Annotated in this window: 12 protein-coding genes; 4 read left to right on the forward strand and 8 right to left on the reverse strand. The window is 46.8% G+C overall.

Features of this window, described 5'->3' with window-relative positions; all coding sequences use genetic code 11:
• Positions 1 to 12 precede the first annotated feature (12 nt).
• The 7 genes from motB to GEV47_RS02160 all read right to left on the reverse strand — a co-directional run bounded on the left by motB (position 13) and on the right by GEV47_RS02160 (position 8,416).
• Entirely contained in the window at positions 13 to 1,050 is a 1,038-nt protein-coding gene (gene motB, locus GEV47_RS02130) for a flagellar motor protein MotB (RefSeq protein WP_194270553.1), read from the reverse strand.
• Positions 1,051 to 1,071: 21 nt separating this feature from the next.
• A complete protein-coding gene (gene motA / locus GEV47_RS02135; RefSeq protein ID WP_153233054.1) occupies positions 1,072 to 1,941 on the reverse strand; it encodes a flagellar motor stator protein MotA in 870 nt (289 codons plus the stop codon).
• A 364-nt stretch (positions 1,942 to 2,305) separates the two neighbouring features.
• On the reverse strand, positions 2,306 to 2,917 hold the full coding sequence (gene flhC, locus GEV47_RS02140) for a flagellar transcriptional regulator FlhC (protein ID WP_153233055.1): 612 nt from the start codon (positions 2,915 to 2,917) through the stop codon (positions 2,306 to 2,308).
• A 2-nt stretch (positions 2,918 to 2,919) separates the two neighbouring features.
• Positions 2,920 to 3,231: a flagellar transcriptional regulator FlhD gene (gene flhD, locus GEV47_RS02145; RefSeq protein WP_153233056.1), complete on the reverse strand. Its 312-nt coding sequence runs from the start codon at positions 3,229 to 3,231 to the stop codon at positions 2,920 to 2,922.
• 749 nt (positions 3,232 to 3,980) lie between these two features.
• On the reverse strand, positions 3,981 to 5,282 hold the full coding sequence (locus tag GEV47_RS02150) for a replication-associated recombination protein A (RefSeq protein ID WP_153233057.1): 1,302 nt from the start codon (positions 5,280 to 5,282) through the stop codon (positions 3,981 to 3,983).
• A gap of 5 nt (positions 5,283 to 5,287) precedes the next feature.
• Positions 5,288 to 5,941, reverse strand: coding sequence for an outer membrane lipoprotein chaperone LolA (lolA, locus tag GEV47_RS02155; RefSeq protein ID WP_228124527.1), 654 nt, complete (start codon positions 5,939 to 5,941; stop codon positions 5,288 to 5,290).
• 138 nt (positions 5,942 to 6,079) lie between these two features.
• On the reverse strand, positions 6,080 to 8,416 hold the full coding sequence (locus GEV47_RS02160) for a DNA translocase FtsK (protein ID WP_153233059.1): 2,337 nt from the start codon (positions 8,414 to 8,416) through the stop codon (positions 6,080 to 6,082).
• Between the two features lie 522 nt (positions 8,417 to 8,938).
• On the opposite strand from GEV47_RS02160, the gene trxB reads away from it, so the two are divergent.
• From trxB to GEV47_RS02175, 3 genes are all read left to right on the forward strand, one after another.
• Positions 8,939 to 9,895 (forward strand): thioredoxin-disulfide reductase, encoded by a 957-nt coding sequence (trxB, locus tag GEV47_RS02165; protein WP_153233060.1) that lies wholly within the window; start codon positions 8,939 to 8,941, stop codon positions 9,893 to 9,895.
• A 142-nt stretch (positions 9,896 to 10,037) separates the two neighbouring features.
• Positions 10,038 to 10,223, forward strand: coding sequence for a hypothetical protein (locus tag GEV47_RS02170; RefSeq protein ID WP_153233061.1), 186 nt, complete (start codon positions 10,038 to 10,040; stop codon positions 10,221 to 10,223).
• A gap of 14 nt (positions 10,224 to 10,237) precedes the next feature.
• The gene (locus GEV47_RS02175) at positions 10,238 to 10,906 is read left to right on the forward strand and encodes a Smr/MutS family protein (RefSeq protein WP_153233062.1); all 669 of its coding nucleotides are present in this window, start codon (positions 10,238 to 10,240) and stop codon (positions 10,904 to 10,906) included.
• Positions 10,907 to 10,965: 59 nt separating this feature from the next.
• Here GEV47_RS02175 and GEV47_RS02180 read toward each other — a convergent pair whose 3' ends face one another.
• Positions 10,966 to 12,168, reverse strand: a complete 1,203-nt coding sequence (locus tag GEV47_RS02180) for a PA0069 family radical SAM protein (protein ID WP_153233063.1) — start codon at positions 12,166 to 12,168, stop codon at positions 10,966 to 10,968.
• Positions 12,169 to 12,331: 163 nt separating this feature from the next.
• On the opposite strand from GEV47_RS02180, the gene GEV47_RS02185 reads away from it, so the two are divergent.
• The gene (locus GEV47_RS02185) at positions 12,332 to 12,595 is read left to right on the forward strand and encodes a CCDC90 family protein (RefSeq protein WP_153233064.1); all 264 of its coding nucleotides are present in this window, start codon (positions 12,332 to 12,334) and stop codon (positions 12,593 to 12,595) included.
• Positions 12,596 to 12,653: the final 58 nt, after the last annotated feature.

The following is a 12,653-nucleotide window of genomic DNA, read 5'->3' on the forward strand; positions in this document are numbered from 1 at the left end:
TTTTATCCTTAGTTAAAACCCGAACTTCAATGTCCGTTGCGACGACACTGGGCGAATAGCTCCTTGCACATTGCCGCCATCCGTATTCACTTTGGGTAAATTGGCGCGGAACTGATTAGCAACAACCTTAGGATTATCGGCTTGAATATTGGCGACCATGTTGCCGTTCATTTGCTGTGACGGAGGCGTGCGCGCCTTGTCATTCCCGTTATTTTGATTTTCGTACTGGATCTGCGCTTCCGCCGCACGATTTAGCACCACCAGACTGATGCGCCGATTTACTGCATCATATGGATCGTCCTGGTTCATATGCATGGTTGATGCAGCACCGCGCACACGTAGCACCTTATTCTCTTCCATGCCGCCGGCAACCAGTTCACGCCGTGACGCATTGGCGCGATCGGCTGATAATTCCCAATTGCTATATAGCTTTTCACCGGTGGAATATGGCGTCGCGTCGGTATGCCCAGATAAAGCTATTTTGTTCGGTAGCTCATTTAAAATCGGCCCAATTTCCCGCAAAATATCGCGCATATATGGCGCAACCCGAGCGCTTGAAAGATCGAACATGGGGCGCTTTTTGGTGTCCACAATTTGAATTCTCAATCCCTCGCTGGTGATATCAATCAGCAGTTGCGCTTTGAATCTTTTCAAAAAGGGATTAATTTCGATCAACTCTTCCAGTTTTTTCTTTAACTCAGATAAGCGCTCTCTATCCTCAGAATCAAGCATATCGGAAGCATCCGCATTCACACGACGCACTTCTCCATCGGTATGCATAGGATCATGGCCTCCCCCTGGAATTACACTGGAGCTCAAACTGCTTTTATTGCCACCAACCAGTGCCACTTTTAGCGGCATGCGGAAATATTCGGAAATACCTTCTAACTCTTTAGGATTGGAAATCGATAATAGCCACATCACCAAAAAGAAAGCCATCATTGCGGTCATAAAATCGGCGTAGGCAATTTTCCAACCGCCTCCGTGGTGCGCGTGTTTGGCGCGTCCTGAACGCTTGATAATAATTCTGTGCTTGTCTTTGCTCATCAAATTCTCCGAGTCACACTAGCATTACGACGCTTCGCGATTCTTAACTTCGCGCACGTGTGTATCCAGTTCAATGAAGGAAGGACGCTCTGTCGAAAACAGCACTTTACGACCAAATTCTGCCGATACCTGCGGCGCACAACCATTCAGATTGGCGAGCAAAGTCACTTTGATACATTGATAAACTTTCATTGATTCGGCAACTTGATGCTCTATCAGCGACGCCAATGGGGACACAAATCCATAGGCCATTAAAATACCGAGAAAAGTCCCCACCATCGCATGCGCAATCAATTGCCCCATTTCGGAAGGCGGTAAATCGGCGGAAGCCAACGCATGTACCACACCCATCACAGCAGCAACAATGCCAAATGCAGGTAACGCGTCGCCAACTTTGGCCAGGCTTTGTGCCGGAATCTCCGCTTCATGCTGACGGGTTTCGATTTCGTGATCCATCAAGGCTTCGATTTCAAAAGCATCCATATTGCCGTTGACAATCAGACGTAAATAATCGGTCAAAAACTCAATTACATGAGGGTCGTTCAGGATCAAAGGAAATTGCGCAAAGATGGCACTGTCATGCGGATTGTCGACCTCGGCTTCGATCGTCATCATGCCGTCTTTACGACCTTTAGCCAGCAAAACGTAGAGCAATGCCATAAGCTCCAGATACAGCTCTTTGTTGTGTTTGGAACCGCGCAAAAGTTTTGGCAATTCTTTCACTGTTGCTTTAATCGCCTTGCCATTGTTACCAACGACAAACGCTCCCACACCGGCGCCGCCAATTATTAGTAATTCAAGAGGCTGATATAGCACTCCCAAATGGCCGCCCATCAGCGCATAGCCACCGAAAACTGAAGCAATGACAACCACGTAACCCGCTAGAACTAACAATTTATTCCCCTTGAAATATGAATTTTATGGTGCAAGCTGCATACACAAAATGAAGAGGTTGCTCTTACATCTATTAAACTTTTCGTTTCCGCTTACAGTGTTGATTAGTACGTTCCCGACATAAGAAATGAATCCACAATATTTCAAGGAAACTGTTTCCGCGCCACATACATTTCACTCATACCTACCTTTACGGCAGAAATGACAAAATATTTAAGTTCGCAATAGATGTTTTAAAAATGAAAACAGCCATACCGAATGGTATGGCTGCAATAGAGGCAACAAATTTGAGAGCGTTTTACTGTTTGCTATCCGAGGTTAGAAAGCAGCGATTCGCAGGGCATTACACTACATCGGCAACACTCTAAGCGAGGTCTAATTCAGGCTTCGAAACAACCGTAAAGTTGTCATTTTTTTCTGCATTATTCGGCGCAATCACGCGTTCGTTCTTTACCTTGTCGGCGACTTTACGCGTTTTGCCTGCGCGTGACGGTGGGCGGCATAAAGCGCAAGTAAAACCAATCTGTGGATCATGCGCATGGGTGACAAACTTACCTTGACACTGAGAGCATGGAGTCAATTGCAACATCTCACTGTCAAAGAATCGCACTAAAGTTCTGGCGCGTGTGAAGTCTAAGATAACTTCGCCCTCATAGCGCTCTACTTGTTCCAGATATAGGCGATAACTTTTCATCACTGCAACAATTTGTTCGCACTCGCCATGTGTCACCATAAAGCGATAAATGTTGTAGAACATAGACGAATGGATATTCGCGTTCCACGTCATAAACCAGTCCGTAGAAAATGGCAGCAGACCTTTCGGCGGCGATATACCTTTGATCTCTTTATATAACTTGATCAAACGATCGCGACTCAGACTGGTTTCTGCTTCCAAAAACTGAAGGCGTGCACCAAGCTTGATCAGCTCCATCGCCAGCTGAATTTCTTCCGCCTCCTGAATTACACTTTTCGGCATCGTTAAACCCCTCTCTCAACTTGCTGCCCAGCAAGCAAAATGGACGCGTGTGCTTGTTGTAAGCCATTGTCCTTTTCTGCATGTGTCAATGCTGACAAGATCGTATGATCGTCAAAGCGAAAACGACATAACAATGAACTTGATGCAGATAATTTAACGACTTGAGAGAGAGATAATTTTTCTAGTAAATCAGCTAACTCTTTTGAGATACCCATGCGATACATTGCGGAAGCACGATCTTCTCTCAGCATGCGCTGCGTTAATAACAAATAAGACAAATTTACTTCCGAGATTTCGCTACTTAGTCCATCCATGACTATAGCCACCTTAAATAAAAATCAACTCAAATATGTTACTACAACCTTTCAATTGTAATTTTCTGCAACAGACCTTGCTTATGGTCATTATTGCCGGATGAGAAGTTAGATGGGAATTATACTTTCACAACAAATATGCACGGACATTTCATCAATCGACGCAATATTTCATGGTTTTTCATAACTTTTAACAAGAATAATGTGTATTAGACAATTATTATGTGTGCTGAATATCGGTAAATTCATCATTTAAGATGCCAATTTACTATTATTTTGACACCACAAGGTGCCGCGACAGCAATCATTACCTTACCTGAATGCTATTGTCGGCAGTTATGTTGTTTATATTAATGCAATTATTGAAGTATCAAGGAAAGGCAGTCCGCACCATTAACGATGCAAAATCTGGCTAGATAAAATGCTGAAGGGGGAAATTCAATATTGCATGACGTGCAATAAAATTAATGCCTATTAGCTAATTAGCTAATTAACATTACGCAATTGATTTGATAATAATGGCCGCATTTTCCGCAAAAGCAGGGTTCTGCTGATGCTGTGCAGTAGCCATTATTGGATCTCTGCTTTTGCGACAATAGAGGGAATCAGTTTGCAAAATATTAAATCAATTAGATAACATGACTAATACATGATTAATCATCGTCAGTTGATCTGGTCGTTATCCGATTTTGATGTAGCGACTGTCAGATCAAATTCAGGTATTCATTTGCTCTCAAACACGCTACACACTACCCACCTGCGTCTTCATCCAACTTCCTCAAAAATGCCATTTTTTCGGCAATTTTACTTTCGAGGCCACGCGGAACAGGTTGGTACCAATCCGGCTCTACCATATCATCGGGAATATAGGACTCGCCGGCGGCGTAGGCATGCGGTTCATTGTGGGCATAGCGGTATTCATGACCATATCCCAATTCTTTCATTAACTTGGTCGGCGCATTGCGCAAATGTACCGGCACTTCGCGTGATTTGTCCGTACGGACAAACGCCATCGCTTGATTAAACGCGTTGTAACCTGCATTGCTTTTTGCAGCAATGGCCAGATAGATCACTGCCTGGCCTAAAGCCAATTCGCCTTCTGGCGACCCCAGGCGCTCATACGTTTCCGCAGCATCGTTGGCAATTTGCATGGCGCGTGGATCGGCCAGACCGATATCTTCCCAAGCCATCCGGACTATGCGCCGTGCCAGATATTTAGGGTCTGCTCCACCATCGAGCATGCGACACAACCAATACAACGCACCATCTGGACTAGAACCCCGTACAGATTTATGCAAAGCTGAAATCTGATCGTAAAAATTATCGCCGCCCTTATCAAAGCGCCGTGCATTCAGTGTTAAAGCGTTTTGTAAAAACTCTGCCGTGATTCTGGTGGTTTCTGAAGACTTGATAGATGCACTACTTTGCTCAAGCAGATTTAGAAAGCGCCGGGCATCGCCATCCGCATAACCTATTAACGTATCCACTGCGGCATCATCAAACTGCAAATGTGACAAAACCCGCTCTTGTGCGCGCATCAGCAGCTGCTTTAGCTCGTCATCAGAAAGCGCCTGCAGCACATACACTTGGGCTCGCGATAATAAAGCAGAGTTAACTTCAAACGAAGGGTTCTCAGTTGTTGCGCCAATAAAGGTGACCAAGCCTGACTCTGCATAGGGCAGCAAAGCATCTTGTTGCGACTTGTTGAAACGATGAATTTCATCGACAAACAAAATCGTATGCTTGCCTTGCGCCAGATGCTGTTCGGCTTGCTCCATCGCGGCGCGTATATCTTTGACGCCAGAAAACACGGCGGAAAGAGCAATAAATTCGCACTTGAAAGCATGTGCAGTTAAACGTGCCAGGGTTGTCTTGCCGACACCAGGCGGTCCCCACAAAATCATGGAGTGCGGCTTGCCGGACTCAAACGCCAAACGCAACGGCTTACCCGCCCCCAGCAAGTGGCTTTGCCCGATCACGTCATCCAGGGTAGTCGGACGTAACGCCTCTGCCAATGGTGGTGTAGGCGCTACTTTAAACAGGTCAGACATGGTGCTTATTCCTTCAGAATATCTGCACCTTTAGGTGGTACGAATTTAAATCCGCCGGCCGGAGCCGGAGGATTTTTAATGAAGTTTTTAAAGGTCAGCAATGAAGTACCGCCCAATGTATCCTGTAGCTTCATGATCTCTGGCACACCATTACGCATACCGATATCAATCTGTGCAAAGGTGGTTTCTTTGGATTTTGGTGTAGCCTCCAACCATTCCACACCATCCTTAGCCTCGCCTTCTTTCAAAATGAAATTCTTTTCCAGATCGTTACTGCCAAACAGAATCGCCGCTGGTGACGACCCAAGCGCATCGCCTAGTTTTTTAATGGTGACTTGATTCAAGTCTTTATCGTAGATGAATAATGTTTCGCCATCTGCTTGCAATAACTGTTCGTAGGGTTGTTTATAAGTCCAGATAAATTTCCCAGGGCGCGCAAAAATAAATGTCCCACTCGATTTAGAGGAAGGGCTGCCAACTTTGTTAGCACCGTTCGATTTTGCATTCAGCAATTCCTGTTCAAAATCCCCCTTAGCCGATTTGGTGCTGCTGACGAAGGATTTAAATTGCGCCAAGGCGCTAGCGCTGGCAATGCCGGGCAATAACATGGCTGAAAGCGCCAGACTTGCGGCCAGTTTTGCTATATGAGATTTTTGCATTAGATTGCCTATGACTTTCATTATTTTCAAAATACTGATACAACTATTTCCAGAGTAGATAAGGCATAAAAATCGCGCCTTACCTATTCCTGCGATGACATTTGTTCGTGTCGCCCCAAGCCACTGAACAGCAGCAGATTACTCAACAGCATCACCACTTCCAGCCGGCACCAATATCTCGCGGTTACCGTTTGATTGCATGGTTGACACCATTCCGCTTTGCTCCATCTGTTCCAGCAAGCGTGCCGCACGGTTATAACCTATCCGCAAATGGCGCTGCACCAGTGAAATCGATGCGCGACGATTTTTCAGGACGATGGCGACCGCTTGATCATACAACTCATCTCCTTCGCCGCTAGCGACACCACCGCCGCCACCGGCAGCATCGCCACCATCATCAATCGTACCGCCTTCCAGTATGCCTTCGATGTAATTGGGCTCGCCTTGTTCCTTCAAATAATCGACCACGCGATGCACCTCGTCATCCGACACAAACGCACCATGGACGCGAATCGGCAAACCGGTTCCGGGCGGCATATAAAGCATGTCCCCCATTCCGAGCAAAGCTTCTGCGCCCATTTGATCCAAAATAGTACGTGAGTCAATTTTGCTGCTGACCTGAAACGCAATCCGGGTCGGCACGTTAGCTTTAATCAAGCCAGTGATGACGTCCACTGATGGTCGTTGTGTCGCCAAAATAAGGTGAATACCCGCAGCGCGAGCCTTCTGTGCAATGCGTGCGATTAACTCTTCCACTTTTTTACCAACCACCATCATCAAATCTGCCAGCTCATCAATAATGACGACGATAGTTGGCAATTTCTCCAACGGCTCTGGCGCATCTGGCGTCAGACTAAATGGATTCGGAATTTTTTCTTCGCGCTGTTCTGCATCAGCGATTTTTTGATTAAAACCGGCAAGATTACGCACCCCCATTTTCGACATCAACTTATAACGCCGTTCCATTTCATTGACAGCCCAATTGAGCGCATGGCCGGCTTGGCGCATGTCAGTGACAACCGGCGCCAATAAATGGGGAATGCCTTCGTAAATCGACAGCTCCAACATTTTTGGATCTATCAAAATCAAACGGACATTCTTGGGATCGGACTTATACAGCAACGACAAAATGGTGGCATTAATCCCCACTGATTTACCCGAACCTGTCGTACCGGCTACCAACAAATGCGGCATCTTTGCTAAATCTGCTACCACCGGATGACCAGCGATATCTTTACCGAGCGCGATAGTTAAACTAGAAACGCCATCGTTGTAGACCTTGGACCCAAGAATTTCGGTTAAGCGCACAATCTGCCGCTTCGGATTCGGCAATTCCAGCCCCATGTACATTTTTCCGGGGATCACTTCCACCACACGAATCGAAGTCAACGACAACGAGCGCGCCAAATCACGCGCCAAACCGACAATCTGACTGCCCTTTACGCCAGTGGCGGGTTCAATTTCATAACGCGTAATCACCGGCCCCGGATAGGCTGCAATCACTTTCACCTGCACCCCAAAATCAGAGAGCTTTTTCTCAATCAAACGGCTGGTAAATTCCAGCGTTTCGACGCTCACGGTCTCTTGCAGTTCAGGCGCGTCATCAAGCAACGACAATGGCGGCAAGTTCGTATCAGGCATATCCTGAAACAAGGTGCTTTGCTTTTCTTTCTGGGCTCGCTCTGATTTCTGCACTGCTACGATCTGAGGCTCAATCCGAATCGGTGGCGCTTCGTCGATCTTGGCACGTTCTTGTACCACCACTTCTTCGCGCTTTACCGCAGCAACATGGCCAACCTTACGATCTTCACGTGCAGCGATCAGATTTTTGATCCATTGAAAACTTCTTTCCACGCCAGCGCCAATACGCTCTGCTACGGTCAGCCACGACACATGGAAAAACAAACTTACGCCTATGGCGATTAACAGCAAAAGTAGCAAGGTGGCGCCAGTAAATCCGAGTTGATTCTGCGCGGTACTCCCAATTAATTGCCCTAATACTCCTCCCGGTGCCCGTGGCAACTCCATATGCAAGGAGTACATACGGGTATATTCAATACCCATACTGCCAGCCAGAATGAAGGCAAATCCAACGCCGCGAATGATGCCTTCTTGCGGATGCCGCGGTGGTTCAACTTCAATCAATGCCGGATGTGCCAAGCGTTGATAACCGCTCCATAAGGCATGGATCAGCAGCACGCACCACCACCAGGCTGAAGCACCAAAAACATACAACAGCAAATCCGACATCCAGGCACCAATGTGGCCGCCCCAATTATGTATGCGCGATACGGCGCTGGCGTGCGACCAACCGGGATCAACTTTGGTGTAGCTGATAAGAATAATGAACAGATAAATAGTCAGTGCGGCAAATAAAATCCAGCGCGCTTCCGTCAACAGATTAACCAAACGGCTCTGTGGAGGGGCTGCTGCTAGCGGCTTGGTGCGGGTATAGGCTGGTGTGGTTCTTGTCATAAATCCGTTTGATAGTTCATGCTTATGTTTTTATACAAGCGCTTTATACGTACATTTTCATTAACATGTTTTGTAGATCTGCCACTTATTAGTTCAGCATTTTTACAATGCTGCCACTGATGTGAAAAGCTTGAAAAGCCAGATGAAATTATGCACCGGATTGTGATGTAGCTGCCCGGTTTTTGATAAAAACATAGTAAAACGCCATGCATTAACCGCTTCAATCACATCTCACTTAAGACTATCACAGCGCCATCAGCATGGCTTCGGCTATAATCTTACCCAGTTTTTGGATACCGGCTTAAGGGAGTTGCTAATATTTACATTATTGCGCTCATTTCTTAATCAATTGCTGTTTTCGTATGGCATCGCTGGTTGCTAAATGACTTGTTATCTACACTAAAGTGCTTATATGTGAGATTGACCATATAAATTGAATTTAGTGCAAACCATTTGCTTGCCAGTCTTTAGACCATATTCATTGCAAACTATCCGCCCTCATCATCTTCACCAGAGATCATCATGACAACTGCAAAACCAACTAAACATGCTCGCGTTCTTATTCTAGGCTCCGGTCCTGCTGGTTACGCGGCGGCGGTTTACGCTGCACGCGCTAATCTGAACCCAGTGCTCATCACTGGTGTAGAGCAAGGCGGCCAACTGATGACCACCACTGATGTCGAAAACTGGCCAGGTGCTCACGGCGGCATACAAGGCCCTGATTTAATGCAAAATTTATTAAAGCATGCCGAAGAATTTAACACCGAGATCATTTTTGATCATATTCACACCACCAAATTGACAGAAAAACCATTCCGTCTGATTGGTGATACTGGCGAATACACTTGCGATGCGTTGATTATCGCCACTGGTGCTTCAGCACAATACCTTGGTCTGCCGTCAGAAGAAGCTTTCATGGGCAAAGGCGTATCCGCCTGTGCCACTTGTGATGGTTTCTTTTATAAAGGTCAGGAAGTCGCAGTCATCGGCGGTGGCAACACAGCCGTCGAAGAAGCGCTGTATTTATCCAACATCGCCACTAAAGTGACCTTGGTACATCGTCGCGACAAATTCCGCGCAGAGCCTATCTTGGTAGACCGTTTGATGGCGAAAGTGGCTGAGGGAAAAATCGACATCAAATGGAATCACACTCTGGATGAAATCACTGGTGACAACAGTGGTGTAACCGGTATGAATATCAAAAGTACCGACGATGGCGTTGTCACACCGATCAAACTGCACGGTGTTTTCATCGCTATCGGCCATAAACCAAATACGGCTATTTTTGAAGGCCAGCTTGAAATGCATAATGGCTATATCAAGACCAAAACAGGTCTCGAAGGCATGGCAACCGCCACCACCATCCCCGGCATATTTGCGGCTGGCGACGTGCAAGATCATATCTATCGCCAAGCAATTACCAGCGCTGGAACCGGTTGCATGGCGGCTTTGGATGCACAGCGGTTTTTAGAAAACTAATGGCACATTCCTCACCTGTTTGCGCGAAATGAGCCAACAAGAGAGCGCATGATAAGGTTGCATTCATGCGCCCGCGTTCCCCCCTTTCCTGCTCCCGCAAGCGGGAAAGGGAAACAAAATACGAAACATTTGAAAGATCATCATGTCAGCGCCACTGAAAGACTTTAACGATCTCAAATCACTGCAGCAAAAGTTGAAGGCGCAAGAGGAAGTGCGACTGGCTGAAGCTGCAGAACGGCTAAAACAAGAGCAAGAGGCGACACGCGCTGCTGATGTTTTTCGTAAGAGTGTTGGACAGGTTCAGCCACTGACGAAAAAGAAATCATAATTGGCACGACTTTTATGGCAAATCCGATCAAGGATTTTCGTGCTCTCAAACCGCTACGTAAAACCTTAAAAATTCAACACGAAGCCCGCCTGGAAGCAGCTGCAGAGCAGCACCGTCAACAACAGGCAAAGCACCGCGAAGAAAATTTATTTCGTCATGTCGTTGGCGAGGTTCGCCCCCTTAAATCGTCCAATAAAATTGCGAATATCGCGCGGCAACCGCTGACAGCAACGTCAATCCCACGTCCGACTCCGAAGCATCGTCCTCGATCACTCACGTCGCCCAGAGATATTTTGCAGGCATCACTATCCGACGCATACAGCATAGAAAATCTGTCTGGTAGCGACGAAGTTTTACGCTACGCGCGAGCAGGTATCGGTGCCGACGTTCTCACTAAATTGCAGCGTGGTCATTGGGCTATTCGACAACAGCTTGACTTGCACGGTCTGCGCAGCGATCAGGCGCGCGATGCATTGGCGGCATTCATCGCATTCGCTTATCAGCGTGGCTGGCGCTGCGTCCGCATCATTCACGGCAAAGGTTATGGCTCAGTGAATCAACAACCGGTACTCAAAAGAAAAGCACGCGACTGGTTAGTGCAAATTCCCGAAGTAATCGCCTTTTGCCAAGCCAATGAGGCTGATGGTGGCGCCGGTGCACTGATGGTTTTGCTGCGAGCCTAGTCGTCAGTTCGTTTACGCATCAACAATTGAATTACCTTACGATTAATGCTAAAACAATGCTAGAACAATGATAATTGCGATGCATCATTTTTCGTCTTTTTCTCATCACCTCGACTAACCAGTAATGGCGGCTTGAAACGCGAAACATCCAGATTGGCAAACGAACTGCGCTGTAGCAAACCCACTCTCGCCGCAGCTTTTTCAAAACGTTGTCGGATTAAGTCCGCCCACACTCCTTCACCACGCATCCGCGCACCAAAGCGCGCATCGTAATCAGCACCACCGCGCATTTCCCTGACACGATTCATGACGCGTTGCGCCCGCTCAGGAAAATGCGCTTCAAGCCAGGATTTGAAAAGTGGCGCCACTTCCCACGGCAAACGTAAAACAATGTACCCAGCGTTCACTGCGCCAGCCTCAGCGGCTGCTTCGATCACGCGCTCAAGATCAGGTTCGGTAATGAATGGGATCATTGGCGCGACGCTAACGCGGACAGGAATACCCGCATCAGTCAACGTGCGTATCGTACGCAATCTTCGTGCGGGCGCGGCAGCCCTTGGCTCCAACGTTCGGGCAATGACGGGATCTAACGTCGTGATAGTTATCGCCACCACAGCCTGGCGTTTCGCTGCCATCGCAGCAAGCAGGTCGATGTCACGTTCAATCAGTGAAGATTTGGTGATTAATGCAACCGGATGCTCATAGTCATGCAGGATTTGCAATAGTCGTCGAGTCAATCCGAGTTCGCGCTCGCACGGTTGATAAGCATCGGTATTGACACCCAGCGCAATCGGCTCAACACGATACGAAGATTGTGCCAATGCCTGAGTTAACAATTCTGGCGCATTAATCTTGGCAAAAATCCTGCTCTCAAAATCCAATCCGGGCGACAAGCCAAGATAACTGTGGGTTGGACGCGCAAAACAATAAATACAACCATGTTCACAGCCTCGATAGGGGTTCAGCGTAACGCTAAATGGCAGATCTGGAGAGTTATGATTATTCAGAATACTTTTGGCGCGCTCTTCTGTAACGATGGTGCGCAATTTCTTTGGCGTTGCCTCCCCTTCATCGTCCTCACCGATAGACGCAATTTCACGCGTGTTGTCAGTCCAGCCATCATCAAACGATTCTCTTTGATCAACTTCGTAACGCCCTTGTATATTACCCGTCGCGCCGCGTCCTTTGATTGGTATAGACGATGCCAAAGAGTCATGGAAATGCAATGCGTGCTCTAGAGTTTTGGGAGGCTTGTTTCGCATTATAAAACTCGCTAATACTGTATATAAATACAGTACAATACTGCAAATCCTCAAGTTAAACCTTAAAATGCGGGTCGTGCAGAAGGTCGGCACAGTTTTCGAACACAAAAAGATGATAAATCTTAAGCTTGATATATACTCACCAAATCGGGACGAAAAATTTATGCCTACAACTTATTTCGATACGCACGAATACGTTAAAAAATTAGAGGCGGCAGGCATATCGCAAGATCAAGCTGAAGCACATGCAAAGGCGCTGGGTGACGCGATGAATAACGAATTAGTTAAAAAAGCTGATTTAAATGAATTTCGTGCGGAGGTAAAAACACAAATGACAGAAATACGTGGTCAATTCGAATTACTCAAATGGATGATGGGATTTACACTTGCTGGTGTGGTCGGCATCATCTTTAAACTCTTTCACTGAGCTTCCCTCCATTAGAAAAAGAAAAAGCGCGAATAAGTTCGCGCTTTTTTTTCAATCA

It is taken from the genome of Glaciimonas soli, from assembly GCF_009497155.1.
Lineage (GTDB): Bacteria > Pseudomonadota > Gammaproteobacteria > Burkholderiales > Burkholderiaceae_D > Glaciimonas > Glaciimonas soli.